Source organism: Novosphingobium sp. BL-S-34 (assembly GCF_056857015.1).
In genome coordinates this window covers 2879071-2897486 of record NZ_CM166472.1, presented here as the reverse complement: position 1 = coordinate 2897486, position 18416 = coordinate 2879071, and the positions used below count along the sequence as shown (strand labels likewise).

The 18416-nt window shown below is 66.0% G+C and carries 20 protein-coding genes; 9 read left to right on the top strand and 11 right to left on the bottom strand.

What is annotated here, in order from left to right:
• Positions 1 to 173: 173 nt before the first annotated feature.
• Complete coding sequence (locus AC1VV3_RS13860; RefSeq protein WP_243654009.1) at positions 174 to 929, bottom strand: Crp/Fnr family transcriptional regulator; 756 nt, start codon at positions 927 to 929, stop codon at positions 174 to 176.
• 345 nt (positions 930 to 1274) lie between these two features.
• Between AC1VV3_RS13860 and AC1VV3_RS13855 the strand changes: the two genes are divergently transcribed.
• Entirely contained in the window at positions 1275 to 1916 is a 642-nt protein-coding gene (locus AC1VV3_RS13855; protein WP_431568701.1) for a biliverdin-producing heme oxygenase, read from the top strand.
• Positions 1903 to 4470 (top strand): HWE histidine kinase domain-containing protein, encoded by a 2568-nt coding sequence (locus AC1VV3_RS13850; protein ID WP_431568700.1) that lies wholly within the window; start codon positions 1903 to 1905, stop codon positions 4468 to 4470. The genes AC1VV3_RS13855 and AC1VV3_RS13850 overlap by 14 nt, the downstream gene beginning before the upstream one ends.
• Positions 4471 to 4524: 54 nt before the next feature.
• Here the strand turns inward: AC1VV3_RS13850 and AC1VV3_RS13845 are convergent, their stop codons facing one another.
• On the bottom strand, positions 4525 to 5532 hold the full coding sequence (locus tag AC1VV3_RS13845) for a DNA topoisomerase IB (RefSeq protein ID WP_431568699.1): 1008 nt from the start codon (positions 5530 to 5532) through the stop codon (positions 4525 to 4527).
• 180 nt (positions 5533 to 5712) lie between these two features.
• Here AC1VV3_RS13845 and AC1VV3_RS13840 point away from each other — a divergent pair, with 180 nt between their 5' ends.
• Both AC1VV3_RS13840 and AC1VV3_RS13835 read left to right on the top strand, forming a co-directional pair.
• Positions 5713 to 6195 carry a hemerythrin domain-containing protein gene (locus AC1VV3_RS13840; protein WP_431568698.1) on the top strand — a complete coding sequence of 161 codons (483 nt, stop codon included), beginning with the start codon at positions 5713 to 5715 and terminating at the stop codon, positions 6193 to 6195.
• 120 nt (positions 6196 to 6315) lie between these two features.
• On the top strand, positions 6316 to 6780 hold the full coding sequence (locus AC1VV3_RS13835) for a pyridoxamine 5'-phosphate oxidase family protein (RefSeq protein ID WP_134095094.1): 465 nt from the start codon (positions 6316 to 6318) through the stop codon (positions 6778 to 6780).
• A gap of 94 nt (positions 6781 to 6874) precedes the next feature.
• Here the strand turns inward: AC1VV3_RS13835 and AC1VV3_RS13830 are convergent, their stop codons facing one another.
• From AC1VV3_RS13830 to AC1VV3_RS13820, 3 genes are all read right to left on the bottom strand, one after another.
• Entirely contained in the window at positions 6875 to 7261 is a 387-nt protein-coding gene (locus tag AC1VV3_RS13830) for a DUF2501 domain-containing protein (protein WP_431568697.1), read from the bottom strand.
• 95 nt (positions 7262 to 7356) lie between these two features.
• Entirely contained in the window at positions 7357 to 7764 is a 408-nt protein-coding gene (locus AC1VV3_RS13825) for a response regulator (protein WP_134095096.1), read from the bottom strand.
• A 108-nt stretch (positions 7765 to 7872) separates the two neighbouring features.
• A complete protein-coding gene (locus tag AC1VV3_RS13820; protein ID WP_243654007.1) occupies positions 7873 to 8538 on the bottom strand; it encodes a sigma-70 family RNA polymerase sigma factor in 666 nt (221 codons plus the stop codon).
• 545 nt (positions 8539 to 9083) lie between these two features.
• Between AC1VV3_RS13820 and AC1VV3_RS13815 the strand changes: the two genes are divergently transcribed.
• Positions 9084 to 9878, top strand: a complete 795-nt coding sequence (locus AC1VV3_RS13815) for a response regulator (RefSeq protein ID WP_132261806.1) — start codon at positions 9084 to 9086, stop codon at positions 9876 to 9878.
• 146 nt (positions 9879 to 10024) lie between these two features.
• Here the strand turns inward: AC1VV3_RS13815 and AC1VV3_RS13810 are convergent, their stop codons facing one another.
• Together AC1VV3_RS13810 and AC1VV3_RS13805 are read right to left on the bottom strand one after the other, a co-directional pair.
• Entirely contained in the window at positions 10025 to 10402 is a 378-nt protein-coding gene (locus AC1VV3_RS13810; protein ID WP_314463706.1) for a PilZ domain-containing protein, read from the bottom strand.
• A 95-nt stretch (positions 10403 to 10497) separates the two neighbouring features.
• Complete coding sequence (locus AC1VV3_RS13805) at positions 10498 to 12159, bottom strand: CHASE domain-containing protein (protein WP_134095098.1); 1662 nt, start codon at positions 12157 to 12159, stop codon at positions 10498 to 10500.
• 271 nt (positions 12160 to 12430) lie between these two features.
• On the opposite strand from AC1VV3_RS13805, the gene AC1VV3_RS13800 reads away from it, so the two are divergent.
• Positions 12431 to 12643 carry a NepR family anti-sigma factor gene (locus tag AC1VV3_RS13800; protein WP_431568696.1) on the top strand — a complete coding sequence of 71 codons (213 nt, stop codon included), beginning with the start codon at positions 12431 to 12433 and terminating at the stop codon, positions 12641 to 12643.
• The gene (locus tag AC1VV3_RS13795) at positions 12636 to 13289 is read left to right on the top strand and encodes a sigma-70 family RNA polymerase sigma factor (RefSeq protein ID WP_431568695.1); all 654 of its coding nucleotides are present in this window, start codon (positions 12636 to 12638) and stop codon (positions 13287 to 13289) included. The genes AC1VV3_RS13800 and AC1VV3_RS13795 overlap by 8 nt, the downstream gene beginning before the upstream one ends.
• Positions 13290 to 13453: 164 nt before the next feature.
• Here the strand turns inward: AC1VV3_RS13795 and AC1VV3_RS13790 are convergent, their stop codons facing one another.
• From AC1VV3_RS13790 to AC1VV3_RS13775, 4 genes are all read right to left on the bottom strand, one after another.
• A complete protein-coding gene (locus AC1VV3_RS13790) occupies positions 13454 to 14320 on the bottom strand; it encodes an NAD(P)-dependent oxidoreductase (RefSeq protein WP_431568694.1) in 867 nt (288 codons plus the stop codon).
• 130 nt (positions 14321 to 14450) lie between these two features.
• Positions 14451 to 15053 carry a superoxide dismutase gene (locus tag AC1VV3_RS13785; protein ID WP_132261797.1) on the bottom strand — a complete coding sequence of 201 codons (603 nt, stop codon included), beginning with the start codon at positions 15051 to 15053 and terminating at the stop codon, positions 14451 to 14453.
• 317 nt (positions 15054 to 15370) lie between these two features.
• Positions 15371 to 15658: a hypothetical protein gene (locus AC1VV3_RS13780; RefSeq protein ID WP_132261795.1), complete on the bottom strand. Its 288-nt coding sequence runs from the start codon at positions 15656 to 15658 to the stop codon at positions 15371 to 15373.
• A gap of 106 nt (positions 15659 to 15764) precedes the next feature.
• Positions 15765 to 16034 carry a GlsB/YeaQ/YmgE family stress response membrane protein gene (locus tag AC1VV3_RS13775; protein WP_054439274.1) on the bottom strand — a complete coding sequence of 90 codons (270 nt, stop codon included), beginning with the start codon at positions 16032 to 16034 and terminating at the stop codon, positions 15765 to 15767.
• A 195-nt stretch (positions 16035 to 16229) separates the two neighbouring features.
• Between AC1VV3_RS13775 and AC1VV3_RS13770 the strand changes: the two genes are divergently transcribed.
• Positions 16230 to 16982 (top strand): TonB family protein, encoded by a 753-nt coding sequence (locus AC1VV3_RS13770; protein WP_431568693.1) that lies wholly within the window; start codon positions 16230 to 16232, stop codon positions 16980 to 16982.
• 85 nt (positions 16983 to 17067) lie between these two features.
• Positions 17068 to 18384: a fumarylacetoacetase gene (gene fahA / locus AC1VV3_RS13765; RefSeq protein WP_431568692.1), complete on the top strand. Its 1317-nt coding sequence runs from the start codon at positions 17068 to 17070 to the stop codon at positions 18382 to 18384.
• Positions 18385 to 18416: the final 32 nt, after the last annotated feature.

The window sequence follows — 18416 nt, the reverse complement described above, 5'->3', positions numbered from 1 at the left end:
AGCTAAGAGCGCTTCATGGCAATTGAGCGCAAATTCGATGTCACTTCGATGTCTATTTCACGACATCACTCCGTGTTGCAGCAGAACGCCGGCAACTTTGCTCGATTACGGAGGCGATTGCGGTATTTCTTGGGGGATCACCGGCGCGGCGGACACGCCATTCTCTTTCGCGCTCAGTCCTCTTTCGGGTAGACGCCGCCCAGCACTTTCTCGAAATGCGCGGCAACGTGCTCGTTGCACGAACAGGCCTTCTCGCTCAGGCTTTCACGGTCCGCGACATGGATCCCGCCGCGCCGGGTCCGCACCAGCCCCTCGCGCTTGAAGCGCTGGAGCACGCGGCTGGCATAGCTGCGCCCGATCCCCATCATCGAGGCGAGCTGTTCCTGGGTCATCGTCACGTCGTTGCGGCCGATCCGGTCCACCGCGGCGATCAGCCACTTGGCCGCGCGTTCCTCGATGGTATGGACCGCGTTGCAGGCGATCGACTGGAACACTTGCGCCATGACGCAGTCCGCATAGCGCGCGAACAGGCTGGCGACCGACGGGGAGCGGCTTTTCACGTCATCGAGCTGGCGCGTGGGGATGCGCCAGAACAGGCCGCCATGAAGCACGTTGGCGCGCGCATATGCCGGCAGGCTGCCGTGGCTCACCACCCCGCCCAGCGCGCCTTCGCGGCCCACCAGGATCGTCTCCACCGAGATGCCGCTGTCGAGTTCGACGAAATAGGAGCAGATCGCGCCGCCGCGCGGCAGGAAGCAGTAATCGACCGGGTCCCCCGGCTGGTAGATCACTTCGCCGGGCCGCATCTGCACTTCGGCCAGGTGGGGTTCGAGCAGGGCAAAATCCGCCGGCCTCAGGGCAGCGAGAAGATCGCTCTGCTCGTGGCCCGACTGGACGGCCATTTTCATCGGCTCCCTGATATAACTCACCATATTCTCCCGCGCCTTAAGGCCAGTAATGCGGCTGGCCGCTTGCGGTTCCCTTGGGCCGCGTACAGAAGTGAACAGACGCAGGGGTGCCGGGCCGTTAAAGCGTTACGGAGGAACATTTCTCCGGCGCCGGAGTTGTGATGCCTCGCAAGATGTGCGGGGCACGGGGTGTTGGGACGGGATGTGCCAGAACAAAAGGGCGGGGCAAAAGCGCGAGGCGCACAAATGCTGGCGCGTCGGGGCATCCTTGTGCTTAAGCACGTCCCGTATGCGGGCGCGCCCGGGCAACGCCCGCGCATCCTGAACCAAGTGCTTGTAGATATTTCCTTTTAGGCGAACGAATTGATGCGGACCGAGGACCTGACTGCCCAAGAAGCCGACCTGCTGGCTGCCCTGCGCGGCGCCACCGCTCCGGCTCACGAAGGGCTCGACAGTGCTTTCGGCTCGCTCGACCTGAGCCGCCGCGAAGCGCAGGCGCGCTTCCTGGCCGCCCATGCCATCGGCCTTGCGCCGCTGTTCCCCATCGTCCGCCACTTCGCGGAGACGGTGCTGGGCCAGTCCATCCCGGACTATCCCGCCATGCTGCGGGCCGACCTTGCCGAACTGGGCATGGATGCCGCGCGCCTTGCGGCGCTCCCCATGCCTGACGACGCGGCGCGCGGTGCGCCAGCCCCTGATGCCGGAGCCACCGATGCCGGAGCCGCAGGCACCTGCTACGTCGTCGCCGGTTCGCGGCTGGGCATGACGGTGATCCGCCGCGAAGGCTACTGGGGCCGCGCCCATGGCACGCCCTCGCGCTACATGGAGGACGAGGCAGGCCACGGCCTGTGGAAGGCGCTGGTGCCCTGGCTCAAGGCGCAGCGCGCCGGGAACCTGGAGGGCCAGGCGGCGGTCTCGGCCGCCCGCAGTGCCTTCGCCACTTTCGCACAGGCCTTCGATCTTGCGCAAGGCGAGGCTCCGGCACCGGAAGGCGATGTTCGTGGCTGACGACATGCCCCAGGTCGACCTCACCACCTGCGATCTCGAACCGATCCACGTCATCGGCCGTATCCAGAGCTTCGGATGGCTCCTGTCGTTCTCCAGCGACTGGATCATCAACCACGTCTCGCTCAACTGCGCGGAGCTGTTCGGCATCGCGCCGCGTGAACTGGTCGGTCTGCCGGCCATGCAGTTCCTGTCCCCCGCCGCCATGCACGACATCCGCTCGCGACTGCAGGTACTGGGCGGGGCGAGCGCGGTGGAGCGCGTCTTCGAGGTGGACCTGCGCGGCGATGGCCGCCTGTTCGACATGGCGATCCATGTCTCCGGCCGGTCCTACGTGCTGGAGATCGAGCGGCACGAAGGCGGCCGCCGCCGCGACTTCGTGAGCTATGTGCGCCCGATGATCGACCGGTTGCGCCAGGCCACCTCCATCGAGCAGCTCTGCACCAACGCCGCCCGCCACTTGCGCGGGCTGACCGGGTTCGACCGGGTGATGGTCTACCGTTTCGAGAACGACGGCGCCGGCGAAGTGATCGCCGAAAGCCTGAACGGCATGGTCGACAGCTTCAAAGGCCAGCACTTCCCCGCGTCCGACATTCCCGCGCAGGCACGCCGGCTCTACACCCGCAACCTGCTGCGCATCATCAGCGACATCGACGATCCCACCGTGGCGATCCATCCGGTGACCGACCCGAATGGCGACCCGCTCGACTTGTCCATGTCGGGCCTGCGCGCGGTTTCGCCGATCCACATCGAATACCTGCGCAACATGGGCGTGAAGGCATCGATGTCGGTTTCGATCATGCGGCGCGGCAAGCTCTGGGGGCTGATGGCCTGCCATCACTATTCGCCGCTGCGTCTGTCCTACTCCGTCCGCACCGCCAGCGAGCTGTTCGGCGAGTTCTTCGCCTATCTGCTGGAGCAGAAGGAAACCGACTTCGCGCTGGAACAGCGCGCAGCCTCGATGCGGCTTCACGACGAGATGATGTCGCGGGTCGCGGGTGGCGGGTCGCTGCTGGAGGCTTTCGAGGACTTCTCGGAATCGATCGGCCGCGTGATCCCCTTCGACGGCGCGATCGGCTGGGTGGACGGACGCTTCATGAGCCACGGCGCCGCGCCCAGCGAGCAGCAGTTCGCCGAACTCGCCCGCTTTCTCAACACCGCCGGCGCCAGCACGATCTGGTCCACCGATTCCATCGGCGCGGTCTTCGAGCCTGCCCGCGAATGGCTGGACAAGGCCGCGGGCCTGCTGGCGCTGCCGGTCAGCCGCTCCCCGCGCGACTACATCGTCCTGTTCCGCCAGGAGCAGGTACGCGAAGTCAAATGGGCCGGAAATCCGGAAAAGGCGGTCGAGCTTGGTCCCAACGGGGCGCGCCTGACGCCCCGCAAGAGCTTCGAGATCTGGAAGGAGGAACGCCGCGGCTTCTCCCTGCCCTGGGCCGAGGAAGAAGTTCTCGCCGCCGAAGCCTTGCGCATCACCCTGCTCGAAGTCGTGCTGCGTCTGTCCGACGCCGCCCATGTCGAGCGTGAGCAGGCCACTCGCCAGCAGGACATGCTGATCGCGGAGCTGAACCACCGCGTGCGCAATATCCTCAACCTGATCCGCGGCCTGGTGGCGCAGAGCAAGGAGGGCGCCGCGACCATCGACGAATTCGCCGATATCGTCGGCAGCCGCATCCACGCCCTCGCCCGCGCGCACGACCAGGTGACGCAGAAGGACTGGACGCCGTCCTCGATCTACGACCTCATTCGTACCGAGACCGCCGCTTATGCCAGCGACAGCGCCGACCGCGTGGTGATCGACGGCCCCGACGCGCTGGTCGCGCCCAGCGCCTTCACGACGCTGGCGCTGGTGTTCCATGAGCTGATGACCAATTCGTGCAAGTACGGCGCCCTGTCGGATCCGCGCGGGACCGTGACGGTCACGCTCGACCGCGGCGACGACGGCTCGCTGGAGATCGACTGGCGCGAAGCCGGTGGTCCGCCCGTTGCCACGCCCACCCGGCGCGGCTTCGGCTCCACCATCATCGAGCGCACTATCCCGCACGAACTGGGTGGATCCGCCTCGGTGATCTACCCCAGGGAGGGGATGAAGGCGCTGTTCCTCCTGCCCGCGGACCATGTCGCCAGCTTCGAGACGCCCAGCCCGTCCGAACTGCGCCCCGCGCCCGCACCTGCGGACGGCGCGGACCTCACCGGCGCGCTCCAGAACGGCATCGCCCTGGTGGTGGAAGACAACATCATCATCGCCATGGAAGCGGAGGACCTGCTGCGCGACATAGGCTTCCAGGACTGCCGCGTGGCCGGTTCGATCCAGCCGGCCATGGCGCTGATCGAGACCGGGGAAGTCTCCTTCGCCATGCTCGACGTCAACCTCGGCCGGGAAACCAGCGAGCCGGTGGCTCAGGCACTTGCGGAGCGCGGCGTGCCCTTCATCTTCGCCAGCGGCTATGGCGAGCGATCGCTGATGTCCGGCCTGTTCAAGGGCGTGCCCGTGGTCACCAAGCCTTACGGCGAACGCGAAGTGCGCGCGGCCATCGCCCGGCTGCACGAAGGGTAAGGGGATCGGGCCAAGGCACTTGCCCCGTCTCTCCAGACCTGACCTTTTCGGGCACTAACCCCAGCTTGCCGCCGGCGGCGCGGCTTCGAGAAAGGCCATCAATCCCCGTTCCTCGCGCGCGAGCCACCGGGTTCGGCGCGGGAGTTCGGACGGCAGCTTCGGCACCGGATCGCTTGCGCGCACGAAAGCGATCAGCGCTGGATGGACGTAGGACTTGCGGGCGATCGCCGGCGTATTGCCGAGATGCTCCGCCACGTCCTCCAGCAAGCCCTTGAGTGTCACGTCCGGCTCCTGCCAGATCCGGGTAAAGGCCAGGGCACTGGCAGCGAACGTGCGGAAATCCTTGGCCGAAAAATCATCGCCCATGGTTTCGTGCAGGTAATCGTTCACATCCTGCGAACCCACGGGACAGGCGCAGCCCTCCTCATCGAGATACTGGAACAGATGCTGCCCCGGCAGGTCCTGCATCTTGCGCACGCAGGCCACCACCGCGCGGTCGCTGGACATGACCTCGCGCAGCTTGCCGTGCTTGGCGCGGAACCGCAGCTTCAGCGTGCGCCCCTTCACCGTCGCGTGCCGACCCCGCAGCGTCGTCGCGCCGAAACTGCGGTTCTGTTCGGCGTAGCGCTCGTTGCCGATGCGGATCGCCGCACTGTCCAGCAAGGCCACGACCGAGGCGATCGCCCGCTCCCGGCAGAGGCGCGACAGGGCGAGATCCTCGGCCACGCGCTGGCGCAGGCCGGGCAGCGCCTCGCCGAAAACGGCGCAGCGGTCGAACTTGCGCGCGTCCCGGTCGGCGCGCCAGTCGGGATGGTAGCGATATTGCTTGCGCCCCCGCGCATCGAAGCCGGTCGCCAGGAGATGCGCCTCGGGATCGGCGGAGAACCAGCAGTCGACATAAGCGGGCGGCAGGGCGATGCGATTGAGCCGGTCGATCTCGTCCCGGTCCTTGATGCGGTCTCCATCGGGGTCGAAATAGGCCCATCTGACGATCTTGCCGCCCTTCACCGGCTTGCGGCTGATGCCGGGCTCCGTTTCTTCGGCAAATGTCAGACGGGGCATCGATCTATCCTGTGGTCGCGATATCGGTCAGCCTCGGGGCGGTTCGGCCTGCGGGCATCTCCACCAGGAAAACGCACGATATGGCGCGAGGTTGTCGGCCACCGGTCAGCGCTGCGGAACCGCAACGCGGGGGCGCCCGTTCCTTCGGCAACACGAATTGCCCCAGGAAGGAGCGACACCATGGCCGATGCCCGTATTTTCAAGGATCTCAAGGCGGACCACGACCGCCACCGCGACATGCTGGCCCGTCTGGGCGACACCCAAGGCGACAGCCCCCAACGCCGCGAACTGTTCGAAGCGCTGCGCCAGGAACTCCAGGCCCATGCCGCCGCCGAGGAAGAGTCCCTCTATGCGACGATGCTGGCCTGCCCCGACCTTCGCGACGAAGCGCGCCACTCCGTTTCGGAGCACAAGGAGATCGACGATTTCCTGGGCGAGCTGCTGGACATCGACATGAGTTCCAGCGCCTGGCTCATGAAGTTCAAGGACATGCGCCACCGCTACCTGCATCACATCGACGAGGAAGAGGAAGAGATGTTCCCCTCGGCCGCGAAGACACTCTCCGCGGACGCCGAAAGGACGATGGCGAAGACTTTCGAGAACCGCAAACCCAAGGAACTCCAGCTGGCGGCGGAACAGAAGCCGGGCGATGAGCGCGAATAGCCGGCCCAGCCCCGCCGCGCCGTTCGGTGCGTTTGCGAACGCGCCGAACGCGCCATGCGGTACGGGAACATCCGGGGCTTTGGCGGCGTTGCTTCGTTAACAACCAGGAGGAGACCTGCCATGGAAAGCCACGTCCGCGAGAGGTTCTGGAAAGCCTTCGCCGCCAGCCCGTTCATGATGATCAAGCTCGATGCCGCACATGGCCATGCCGAGCCGATGACCGCCCTGCTCGACAAGGAAGCGCACCACGCCGTGTGGTTCTTCTGCAAGCGGGACAACCGCATCGGCGCCGGCGGCCGCGCGATGGGCCAGGTCATGACCAAGGGCCACGATGTATTCGCCTGCGTTTCCGGCACACTGGTCGAGGAAACCGACCGCGCCGTGCGCGACAAGCATTGGAGCAATGCCGTGGAGGCATGGTTCCCCAACGGCAAGGACGATCCCTCCATCGTCATGCTGCGTTTCGAGGTCGACGATGCCGAAGTCTGGACTTCGGACGTCGGGATCACCGGCCTGTTCAAGCTGGCGACCGGCGGTACGATCGATCCGTCAAAGGCTGGCGAGCACGAGGTAGGCGCGGTCTGAATCCCTCGTCGATCGCGCGACCGAGTGCTCCCGGGGGGCGCGAAGGCCAGCCCCTTCGCGCCCCTTCTCGTGTCCGGCCGTAAGGGTCAGGGCGTCAGAGGAAGGATCGGGACTGCTTGAGCACCATGTTGCACACGGTCTTGCGAACGGACTTGGGCGCCTTGTCCAGAGAATAAGGCGCCTTGCCTGCGCTGATGAGGTTGCCCGAAGTGCCGGACTGGTAGTCCTCCGATTGCTGGGACACCTCCGGCTTCTTGGAAAGCTGGCCGAAGACGGAATTGCCCTCCACCGAATCCACCAGCTTCTGCTTCATGCAATAGCTCAGAACACCCGCGGCATTGCCTGCGCCGGTGGAAGCGACATCGGGCAAGGCCGAGCTGCCGATGGCGCCAGGATTGATCTGGCTGGGGATTTGCGCCTGCGCGGTGCCAGTCAGCACGGCGAGTGCGATGAGGGGGAAAGTGTAGCGGCGAAGCGTCATGGTCGGCTCCCTGCAAAAGGCCTGGGACCGAAACGGTCCCAAGCCTTGCGGCCATACCATACCCTATCCCCGCCGTCAGGCAGGAAGCATCCCCATCAGGCGCGAAGCAGCGGTTCCAGTTCGGCGGGACGGGCGTGGTCCGGGCAGTCTTCCATCGCGTAAGCGATGGCGGAGAGGATAGCCTGCCGGGAAAACGGCTTCTGGACGATGCCCACCGCGGTCTGGGCCGGCTTGTCGATCTGGCCGGGATTGGCGGTCACGTAGATCACGCGGGCGCCGAAGCGCAGGGCGAGATCGCGCGCCACGGCCGGGCCGGTGAGCCCGTCGCGCAAGTTGAGATCGACCAGCGCAACATCCGGGGCTTCCCCGAATGCCGCCACGGAGGCGGCATCGGGGAAAGTGCCCAGGACGGCGTGGCCGCCGTCCGAAAGGATGTCTTCGAGTTGTAGCGCCACCAGAAACTCATCTTCGACGATGAGGATCTTGGCGGCTGCCTGTATCATCGCGCCCAAGACACTGTTCCCAAAGACTCAGGCCGTGAAAGCGAGGGCCTTGAAAGCGAGGGCCTCGAAAGCAAGCGCGTTGTAAGCGACCGGGGGGCCGCTGCGGCGTCAGGCTGCGATGGCATCCCGTTCGTCCACGTTGGCGATCTTCACCAGTTCGGCGAAGAAGGCGTCGATTGCTTCGCCGGTGAGGACGAAGTTGTGGCGGAAATCGGGAAGCTGGCCCGACTCGATCACCTTCGACAGCATCGCGCGGGCGCGGCAGATGCGGCTCTTCACGGTACCCAGGGCAATGCCGCAGATACGCGCGATTTCCTCGTAGGAAAGATTGCCGGCAGCCACGAGGATCAGGGCCTCGCGATAGGTTTCCGGAATGGCGGTGAGTGCACGAAGCACGTCCGCCAGTTCGACAGCGCTTTCCTGGCTGGCTTCGGCGCGCAGGATGCGTTCCGCCGCCAGTTCGTCGTACTCGCCGTGGAAGCGGGCGCGGCGGGCTTCGCTATAGAAGTGGTTGCGCAGGATCGTGAAGGTCCAGGCCTTGAAGTTGGTGCCCGCTGCATAACGCTCGCGTGCGGCCCATGCGCGCAGCATGGCTTCCTGGGCGAGATCGTCGGCACGATCGCGGCAGCCGCAGAGGCCGCGGGCGAATGCACGAAGATGCGGCGCCACTTCGGCAAGCGCGCGCTTGAAATCCCGGTCGCTGAGGGCTGCCACTGGCACGGCCACGGCCTTCACTGTTTCGGTGCCGGCGCTGGTTTCGGTTGCTGCGGACATTGCGTTCCCTCCTTGGCTGACCACCGTTTCATGGTCCGTCGAATTGGCAAACGCGACTAATGCACACAAAGTTCCCGAAGAGTTCCGCAGACACGCAGCAGCGACGGTTTTCTACGTTCGATACAAGACAGAACGAGCCGGATGCGCGATCTTCAGTGAAACCCGCGAGTTGGCAGCCTCGATGGTCCAGGCTCGGCAACTCGCAACCGCAGGTCACATCCACGGCAGCCAGTGCAATTTTTTTCGTTCATCTTGGGAACATCGCCGGCCCGTAAACTTTGAGGCCTCCGTCCACTCGAAAGTGAACGAAGGCCTCCGGGATCGGGTCACCACCGGTTTGCGGGGGGTGGGGGAGCCAGTGGTGATACCGAGCAAACGAGCGACCCTCGACTTGGTTCCCGCGAATGCTGGCTTTCGGAGAAAAATTTTGAGGTTGCCCTGCACCCCTTGCGGCGTCAGAAATCGATGACTGGTCGGGAGGGGCGCGGGCCACCGATACGATGAAGAACACAGGAAGATGACTTCCCACGATCCGAGGAATTTCAATGTCCGTCTCTGATCAGATCGCCATGCAGCTGCCCTATCTGCGCCGTTACGCACGCGCGCTGACCGGCTCGCAGCAGTCGGGCGATACTTACGTTCGCGCCACTCTGGAAGCGGCCCTGGCCGACAAGCTGCTGCGCGAGGATATCGCCCGCAGCCGCGCCGCGCTCTACGCCGCCTTTACCCGCATCTGGGCGACCGGCCATGTCGAGGAGCCCGGCCTTTCGGGCGAGAGCGGCCAGCACGAACAGGCGGCGCAGACCCGCCTCGCCACGATTGCGCCCACCCATCGCCAGGCCCTGCTGCTGACCACGGTGGAAGAATTCTCGCGTGAGGATACTGCCCGCATTCTTGCGGTTTCGCCCGAAGAGGTCGATGCCCTGGTTGCCCAGGCGATCCTCGAGATCGAGAGCGAAAGCACCACCGACGTTCTCATCATCGAGGACGAGCCGCTGATCTCCATGCAGCTCGAAGGCCTCGTCAGCGAACTGGGCCACCGCGTGGTCGGCACTGCCGCCACCCATGCCCAGGCGCTCGACATCTTCGAACGCTCGCCTGCCGGACTGGTGCTGGCCGATATCCAGCTGGCCGATGGCAGCTCGGGCATCGAAGCGGTGGAAGACCTGCTCAAGTTCGGCGACGTGCCGGTGATCTTCATCACCGCCTATCCCGAACGCCTGCTCACCGGCGAGCGTCCGGAGCCGACTTACCTCGTCACCAAGCCCTTCCAGGAAGCGACCGTGCGCGCGGCGATCAGCCAGGCGCTGTTCTTCGGTTCGAGCAAGCCGCTCGGCTGAACCTGTTCCAGACTTCGGCGTCGCGCCCGGCCCAGCGGCCGGCGCGGCGCTGACGCGTTCAGGCCGCTGATACGGGCTCGACGCATGAAACATACCGGCGCGGGTGAAGGGCAGTCGCCCTCCCGCCCCCGCCGCTTATCCGCTCGTCACACCCGAGGCGCGCTTCTGCGCTCCCCTGCGTCCAGCGGCGGCAAAGTCCGGCCGAAACGGTCGCGCGGGGTCTGCTCGTCGAACGAGAGCGGCGGCGGCTGGAAACCGAGGTGGCGCACGACCGCCTCGTGGATCGGCGCCAGGAACCGCACGCCGGCGCATCCCCCCACTTGCCAGACGACTTCCCCCGGCACGAGCTGGTCGCGGCAGAGATCCAGCTCCAGCCGCGTTCCCCTGCCGGGTCCGTCCTTCGGAAATTCCAGCATGCAGCCACCGGCCGACAGGTCGTAGAGGAAAGCGCTCCCCACCGTTTCCCCGTCCCGGCATTCGATCTTCTTTTCGACGATGTGTCGATCCCAGCTACGCGCGTCCATGTCCCACCTCCCGGATGAACGATTGTTCATCCTAATCGGCATTCACCTAAGTTTTGGTGAAAATGCCGAAAGACGACATGGAGTACCGGCGCGCGCTATTTGCGGTCGGTCCTCAGCGCGAATTCGCGGCTGGCGCGCACCGGCACCTTGAGGCGGCATTCGACGCCTTCCGGCTTGAAGCGAAGATCCACTTCGGACTTGAGTTCGTGCGCGACGATCTTCTCGATGAGGTCGCGGCCGAACCCGCGCTTGACGGGTTCGCGCACGGGCGGACCGCCCTCCTCGCGCCAATCGAGTTCGGCCAGATCCGGGCTGACCAGCACCCAGTTGACGTGAATACGCCCGCCGCTGCTGCTGAGCGCGCCGTACTTGGCGGCATTGGTCGCCAGCTCGTGAATGGCCAGGCCCAGCGACATCGCGTCGTTGGGGGCCAGGCGGATCTCCGGGCCGGACAGCTCGACGTGGCTTTCGTTGCCCTCCATGTAAGGCGCCAGTTCGGAGCGGACGACGTCGCCCAGGATCGCGTGAGTCCAGTCGGACTGCGAGAGCAAGTCGTGCGTGGCCGAAAGCGCCCGGATGCGGGCGGTGAGGCTCTCGGTGAAATCGTCGATGTCCGAGGCCCGCCGCCGGGTGAGCGCGGCGATCGACAGCACGTTGGCAAGGGTATTCTTGACGCGGTGGTTAAGCTCGCGCGTCAGCGAATTGCGGATCGCGGCCTGGCTCTGCAGCCATTCCAGCACCATGCGGTCTTCCGCCGCACGCCGCGTGATCAGCCGGCCGATCGCCATGACCATCAGCGAGGCCAGCGCGCCGAAGAACAGGGTGATGCGCGAGGCGGTCGACAGCACGCCGCTCTTGCGGTCGCTGATGACGACCACCCAGGTATGGCTGCCGAGATCGATCCGGCGCTCCATCTGCGGCCCCGAGGAACCCTCGGTGCGCCGTTCGGCCAGGAGTTTTTCCGGCTCCACCGCGCCGTCATAGACGCCGAGGTCGATATTGTTGTTGCGGTAGAGTTCGCTGGCGGATTCCAGGAAAGTCTCGGCGCGAAACGGGCTGAACACGAAGCCCTTCACCTGCCCGCCGGAGCGCGGCGCGATGACGGGCATGTAGATGAGGAAGCCCGGCGTCTGCTTCCTGTCGCTGACGTCCTGGACCAGGTGGACTTTGCCCGAGGCAACCGGCTTGCCCAGCTTGATCGCCCGCTCCATCGCCGCGCGGCGAACGTCCTCCGACAGCATGTCGTAGCCCAGCGCGGCACGGTTCGTGCCGTCGTCGGGTTCGAGATAGACGATTGGCGCCAGATTGCGCCGCGAAACGTCGGGACGGGGATAGACCAGGAAGTCCGGTCGGTCGCTGCCCTGGATCGACAGTTCCAGGTTCGAAAGGCGGTCGGCCGGCACCAGCGGTGCCCAGCCCATGCCCAGCGAGCCGTAGAGATCGCCCTTGCCCTGAAGGTCCTCCGCGAAAGAGCGGAACTGATCGGCACTGACGTTTTCCTGAGTCGCGAAGAGCGCGGCCCCGGCGCGTAGCAACGCAATGTTCTCCGTGGCGCGGCGCTGCAACGCCGAAGCGATCTCGGTAAGATTGCGGTCCAGTTCGACCTGCCGCGTCTGGCGATCGGCCCGCTCGATGGCCATGACCGAAACCGCCGTAGTGATCGAGGCGATCACGAACAGCAGGAACGGCCAGCCGCGTGGGTACTTGTGGAACCACGCCTGTTTCTGAACCCTGTCCAGCAGGGCTTGGTCAATCACCGGAAATCCACGCCATTTCAGCCGAGCCGAATCACTTCTCAAGAGCATTGCCATGCTCCGGACCATTCGCAAGCCAGCCCAGGACAAGACTTCATAGCAGAGGGAACCAAGACAGGCCTCGATTGTTCCAACGAAAACGACGTTCGGTTGCCTTGCCGGCGATAGGACAGCGATCAGGTGTGCCATCGACGGCGTTGCAACGCGGTTGCAGCATGACTCTTGACCCGCTCCCCGCCAGCAAGCAAGTGTTCAGGTTGCGATGGAGTCAAAGTTGAATCAATCCGAAGGACATGGCGCCGACCGCCGCGTCGCCCCTGGAGGGGGTGATACGGCAACGCCTGGGCTACCGCCGGAACTCCGCAAGGACGGCGAACCGGGCTGGGCCGGAGGGTTGAGGAAGCTTTACAACTCCGTGGTGGACGAACCGCTTCCGGACAGCTTCAAGGATCTTCTCAAGAAGCTGGACGGGGCGGACGATGCCTGACGCCAAGGCTTCCTTGCCCGGCCGGTCAGGCGCCGAAAGCCCACCCCACTCCCCCACCCCGCCCGAACCGACGAGCACCGCAAAGGAACCCGCGGCAACGCGCGTCGATCCCAGCATTCCCCGGCCCGAGGACGATGAGTTCCGCCGCGAACTCCTGACCGTGCTGCCGCATTTGCGCGCCTTCGCCCGCGGCTTGTCCGGCCGTCCGGATTTCGCGGACGACCTCGTGCAGGAGGCCGCGATCAAGGCCTGGACCGCGCGCGACCGCTACACGGCAGGCACCAACATGCGCGCCTGGACTTTCGCGATCCTGCGCAACCACTACTTGTCCGAGCTGCGCAAGAGCAAGCGCCAGACCGACCTCGACGAAGGCGCGGTGGAGCGGATGCTGGTGATGGAGGCCGATCAGGAAGGCCCGCTGCATCTCGGCGACATGGAGACAGCCCTGCAGAAGCTGGCCCCCGAGCGGCGCGAGGCCGTGCTGCTGGTCGGCGCCTCGGGGTTCAGCTACGAGGAAGCGGCCCAGATCGCCTGTTGCCCCATCGGCACGATGAAAAGCCGCGTCGCTCGCGCTCGCGCCGACCTGGCCCGCATGCTGGATGGCGAGGCCGACCTGCTGGAAGTGGGCGAGCGCCGCAAGGGCTGACGGCCCCATCGGCCGGACTGGCCGAGATTGCTCCAACCCATGTCGTGCCTGGGGCTCGCTGGCCGCGAAAGTTCCGTTGAACGTCCACCGCAATGATCTGGCTCGGCAGCCGCGAGGGGGCCAATCGCTCTCCCTCGCGGTGCCGTCTCGCCTTGCCGGAAGCCTCAGCCCCGGGCGGTGTCGATGGTGTGTTCGGCCATGACGGCCCAATCGCGGTCCGCATGGCCGGCCGCAATGGCCTCCCCCATGCGCGCGTGCACGGCATCGAGCATCGGCAGGCTGCCTTGCGTGCCCGGAGCGGTTTCCGCCGCCAGTTCTCGCGCCAGGCGAAGGTCCTTGAGGCCGAGCACGGCCTTGAAGCCCGGTTCGTATTCGCGCGCGGAAATGATGCCCGAATAGTTCTGATAGACCCGGCTGCCGAACAGGGTGCCCAGGATCAGCTCGAAGAACTTCTCGCGCGGGAGGCCCTTGCCTTCGGTCAGCACGACGGCTTCAGCCATGCCCTCGATGGCCATGGTGATCATCATGTTGCAAGCGATCTTGGCGGCATTGGCCACCGTGGCGTCCTCGCCCATGTCCCAGACCTTGCCGGCGATCGCCGCGAAGACCGGCTCCAGCCGCGCGGCATGTTCGGCGGGACCGCCGAGGATCACGTTGAGCTGGCCCGCCGCCGCCACATCGGGACGGCCGAGCACCGGCGCCGAAAGATAGCCCACGCCCGCCGCCGCATGACGCTCCACCAGTTCGCGCGCGAAAGCGACCGAGATCGTGGAGCACACGAGGTGGATGACGCTTTTCGGCGCTGCATCCAGCACACCGCTGTCCAGCAGGACCTGCCGGATGGCCCCGTCCTCGGAGAGCATGGTCAGCACCGCGTCGCCGGTGAAGGCCTCTGCCGGGGTGGCAACCATCTCGACGCCGTCCACCGCGCCGCCCGAACGATTCCACGCCCGCACCCGGTGCCCTGCCGCCGCCAGGTTGCGCGCCATGGCGCTGCCCATCGCGCCCAGACCGATGAAGCCGATGTCCATATTCAATTCCCGAAAAAAGGAGGAAACAGGTGTGCCGGACATGCTGCGGGCCGGATCGCGCCTTTCAGCGGCGACCCGGCCCGTTTCAGCATGTCATGTCACCCCGCGCATCGCTGCGCGAAGCGAGAAATCAGGCCGGATAGGTCCAGGCCGTGCCGCGGTCGAAGTTGTCCGACGCGAACTTCCAGTTGATGAGGTTCTCCAGAACCGTCTTCACGTAGGCCGGGCGCTTGTTCATCTGGTCGATGTAGTAGGCGTGCTCCCAGACATCGATGGTGATGAGCGGGTTGACGTCGGTGGTGATCGGCGTGCCCGCATCATGGGTCGAGATGACCTTGAGCTTGCCACCGTCCACGACGAGCCATGCCCAGCCCGAAGCGAAGTGATTGACGGCTTCGTTCGAGAGCGCTTCGAGCAGCGCGTCCAGCGAACCGAAGTCGTTGGTGATCGCGGCCAGCAGGCTTTCGCTCGGCGCGGTCTTTTCCGGGCTCAGCGAGTGCCAGTAGAAACCGTGGTTCCAGGTCTGGGCGGCATTGTTGAACAGCGGGCCCGAAGCGAGCTTGGCGATTTCCTCGACCGACTTGTCGGCGTTGTCCGTGCCTTCGACGGCAGCGTTCAGCTTGTCGACGTACGTCTTGTGGTGAGCGCCGTGGTGAATTTCGAGCGTCTTGGCCGAGATATGCGGTTCGAGCGCGTCCTGCGCGTAGGGCAGCGGCATCAGCTGAATGGTCATGGCTGTCTTCCTGTTTCAGGTTGTCAAAGGCTTGGACCTGCACGCCCACCTTGGCAGGGTTGGACGGCACGTCATATGGGACGTCGAACTTTCGGGGGCTATGTCTGCCCTCTTGCCCGACAATTCAAGCATCTATTGGCGGCATTTTGATTGCACGGCCGGATAGTTTCGCTTCGCACCGGGTGCCTGTGCCTTCCCCTTGCCCAGGAAAGGCGACACCGGGAAATGGGCCTGACGAAAGGAGCCGGCCCAACGAAAGAAGGATGGCGGAACCCGCCATCCTTCCTGTCTTCTTGCGATGAGGGTCGCGGAACGGATCAGTGCTGTTCCTTGATCCGGTCTGCCTTTTCTTCCAGCGCGTCCGACTTGGCCTCGCCTGCCGCCTGGACGGCATCGGCCTTTTCATCCACGGCCTCGGAAGCAGCGCCGGTCATCTGGTCCGCCTGGTCGCGCATGGCGTCTGCGGCGGAGTCGGACGACTGCTCGACCGCGTCGGCCTGCTGCTCGGTGGCATCGTCCGCCTTGTTGTTGCAGGCCGCGAGGCCCAGCGAACCGGCAGCGACGACAGCGATCATGGCAAGACGCGAAGTGTTGATGGCTTTCATGTCAGGCTTCCTTATCCCTGTTGAAAAGGGCGCGTTCGGGGTTGGAGGACGCGCCAGCCTCCTTGGCGACTTATGAGAGTCGCAACCTACCGTTTAGCCGCCAATCTTAGCGAATGGAACCGCGACGGAAGAGGTTCACGATCGCCAGAAGGACAACCGCACCCAGGAACGAAGCGAACAGCGACATGATGTCGAACGCACCGCTGGTGATGGGCGCACCGCCGATCAGCGGGGTGATGATGAGGCCCGCGATCAGGGCGCCGACGACACCGACGACCACGTTGAGGAAGACGCCCTGCTGCGCATCGGTGCGCATGAGGATCGAAGCGAGCCAGCCGATGACGCCACCGACCAGGAGAATAAGAAGTAGAGTCATTGTTGCTTCTCCGAAATTGTCTCGTTGGCGGAATAACGATGATGTCGAGCCATGGTTCCGCAACATGTGATCGTCCTGCCGCAGCACAGGCGATTCGTCGGCACCGTTCGCCACTTGCGGGACCTTTCGCAGGCGCGACTTGTTTTCCCGGCACCGGGGTTGGCCCGGTGGGTCTCGACGGGGAAGGAGCAGGTCTTGCACGCACCGCGACGCGACAGGTGGGTTTCCGCACTGGCATCGGCCACCGTCGTCGGTGCCGGGCTGGCCGCCCTGGCGTTCGGGCTGGGCGTGGACCTGCCGCAGCTTCCTGACCGCGCTGCGCTGACGGCCATGGTGACCGTGCCGGATCGGCCGCCTCCCACGCCCACACCGACGCCCACCCCCTCACCGCGCAAGCAAGAGTCCGCCGCAGCGCCCAAGGCCGCCCCTGCGCCCGAGGGACGCAGGGCCAGGGCCGTGCCCCTGGTCGTGCCGCCGCCGCGGATCGTCCTGCCCGTTGCCCCGCCGATCATCGCCGCGCCGCGCCCCGGACAGGGCGCGCAATCGTCCCAGGGCACGGGAAACAGCGGATCCGGCCCCGGTGCGGGCGGCGCCGGGAGAGGCAACGGCGGCGGCGGCCAAGGCGGCGAGGGATCGGGCGCGAATGCCGGCGTGGCGCAATTCCCCCGCCAGACCTCCGGACGCCTCCACTACTCCGACCTGCCGCCCGACTTGCGCAAGTCCCGCAGCGGCGGCGACATCACGGTACGCTACCGGATCGGGACGGACGGCCGGGTCAGCGGCTGCACCGTGGTTTCCTCCAGCGGCCGACCGGACCTCGACGCCGGCACCTGCCAGCGCATCACCGAACGCTTTCGGTTCCGCCCGGCCCGCGACGCCCGCGGCGATCCGGTGCCTTTCGTCATGACCGAGACCCATGGATGGGACGATGTCCAGGAAGGCCCGTGACGCGGCCTGTGCGACCGGCTAGTGAAGCGCTCCCATCGAGAAACGCGCGTCACGGACGCCCAGCACCAACGGAAGAGGTAAGACCATGGCCACGATCGACGAAACCCATGACCGCGCTCTGCGCTCCTGGGTCGAAAGCGCGAACGGCCACGGCGATTTTCCGATCCAGAACCTGCCCCTCGGCGTCTTCTCGCGCCGCGATGAAGCTGCCCGGGGCGGCATCGCCATCGGGGACATGATCCTCGACCTCGGCGCGCTGGCCGCCACGACCCTGCTCGAAGGCGATGCGCTGGACGCCGCCCGCGCCGGAGCCGGCGAAACGCTCAATCCCCTGCTGGCCCTGGGTGCCGGCCCGCGCCGCGCGCTGCGCCGCCGTGTCTCCGCGCTCCTGGCCGAAGGCGCGGCCGAGCGCGCGCAAGTCGAAGCGCTGCTGGTGCCGATGGCCGAAGCCACGCTGCACCTGCCCGCGCGCATCGCGGACTACACCGATTTCTACGTCGGCATCCATCACGCCACCAATATCGGCAAACTGTTCCGCCCCGACAATCCGCTGCTGCCCAACTACAAGCACGTTCCCATCGGCTATCACGGCCGTGCCTCCACCGTACGGGCGAGCGGCGCCCCGGTGATCCGCCCCAACGGCCAGACCAAGGCGCCCGATGCCGAAGCGCCTGCGTTCGGCCCCATCGGACGGCTGGATTACGAATTGGAACTCGGCGTGTGGATGGCGCAGGGCAACACGCTCGGCCAGCCCATCGCCATCGACGCGGCGCTCGACCATGTCGCCGGACTGACCCTGCTCAACGACTGGTCGGCGCGCGATGTCCAGGCCTGGGAATATCAGCCGCTCGGGCCGTTCCTCGCCAAGAACTTCCTCACCACCGTCTCGCCCTGGATCGTGACCATGGAAGCGCTCGCCCCGTTCCGCATGGCCCAGCCCGCGCGGCCCGAAGGCGACCCGCGCCCCCTGCCCTATCTCTGGAACGAGGCCGACCAGCGCGAGGGCGCGCTTGCGCTGGACCTCGAAGTCAGCCTCAGCACCCGGACGATGCGCGACCAGGGCCTGCCCGCCCAGCGCCTCAGCCGCGGCCCGGCCTGCAACATGTACTGGACGATCGCGCAGATGGTGACGCACCATGCATCGAACGGCTGCGAGATGAACCCGGGCGATCTGCTGGGCACCGGCACGATCTCCGGCCCCGAGGACGGCTCGCAGGGCAGCCTCATGGAGATCACCCGCTCCGGCCGGGAAGCCCTGACCCTGCCCACCGGCGAAACGCGCACCTTCCTTCAGGACGGCGACGAACTGGCGCTGTCCGGCCGCTTCGTGGCGGAAGGCGCCGTGTCGATCGGGTTCGGGGCCTGCACCGGGGTGGTGCAGCCGGCGATGGCCCTGAACTAGTGCGGCAGGGTTTGCCGGGGTAGCGCCACAAC

What these genes read in the sequence shown, in the direction of transcription:
- AC1VV3_RS13855 (WP_431568701.1), top strand. Translation starts at nt 1,275, where the DNA reads ATGCGGACCGAGGACCTGACTGCCCAAGAAGCCGACCTGCTGGCTGCC.
- AC1VV3_RS13850 (WP_431568700.1), top strand. Translation starts at nt 1,903, where the DNA reads ATGTTCGTGGCTGACGACATGCCCCAGGTCGACCTCACCACCTGCGAT.
- AC1VV3_RS13845 (WP_431568699.1), bottom strand. Translation starts at nt 5,532, where the DNA reads ATGCCCCGTCTGACATTTGCCGAAGAAACGGAGCCCGGCATCAGCCGC.
- AC1VV3_RS13840 (WP_431568698.1), top strand. Translation starts at nt 5,713, where the DNA reads ATGGCCGATGCCCGTATTTTCAAGGATCTCAAGGCGGACCACGACCGC.
- AC1VV3_RS13835 (WP_134095094.1), top strand. Translation starts at nt 6,316, where the DNA reads ATGGAAAGCCACGTCCGCGAGAGGTTCTGGAAAGCCTTCGCCGCCAGC.
- AC1VV3_RS13830 (WP_431568697.1), bottom strand. Translation starts at nt 7,261, where the DNA reads ATGACGCTTCGCCGCTACACTTTCCCCCTCATCGCACTCGCCGTGCTG.
- AC1VV3_RS13825 (WP_134095096.1), bottom strand. Translation starts at nt 7,764, where the DNA reads ATGATACAGGCAGCCGCCAAGATCCTCATCGTCGAAGATGAGTTTCTG.
- AC1VV3_RS13820 (WP_243654007.1), bottom strand. Translation starts at nt 8,538, where the DNA reads ATGTCCGCAGCAACCGAAACCAGCGCCGGCACCGAAACAGTGAAGGCC.
- AC1VV3_RS13815 (WP_132261806.1), top strand. Translation starts at nt 9,084, where the DNA reads ATGTCCGTCTCTGATCAGATCGCCATGCAGCTGCCCTATCTGCGCCGT.
- AC1VV3_RS13810 (WP_314463706.1), bottom strand. Translation starts at nt 10,402, where the DNA reads ATGGACGCGCGTAGCTGGGATCGACACATCGTCGAAAAGAAGATCGAA.
- AC1VV3_RS13795 (WP_431568695.1), top strand. Translation starts at nt 12,636, where the DNA reads ATGCCTGACGCCAAGGCTTCCTTGCCCGGCCGGTCAGGCGCCGAAAGC.
- AC1VV3_RS13790 (WP_431568694.1), bottom strand. Translation starts at nt 14,320, where the DNA reads ATGGACATCGGCTTCATCGGTCTGGGCGCGATGGGCAGCGCCATGGCG.
- AC1VV3_RS13785 (WP_132261797.1), bottom strand. Translation starts at nt 15,053, where the DNA reads ATGACCATTCAGCTGATGCCGCTGCCCTACGCGCAGGACGCGCTCGAA.
- AC1VV3_RS13780 (WP_132261795.1), bottom strand. Translation starts at nt 15,658, where the DNA reads ATGAAAGCCATCAACACTTCGCGTCTTGCCATGATCGCTGTCGTCGCT.
- AC1VV3_RS13775 (WP_054439274.1), bottom strand. Translation starts at nt 16,034, where the DNA reads ATGACTCTACTTCTTATTCTCCTGGTCGGTGGCGTCATCGGCTGGCTC.
- fahA (WP_431568692.1), top strand. Translation starts at nt 17,068, where the DNA reads ATGGCCACGATCGACGAAACCCATGACCGCGCTCTGCGCTCCTGGGTC.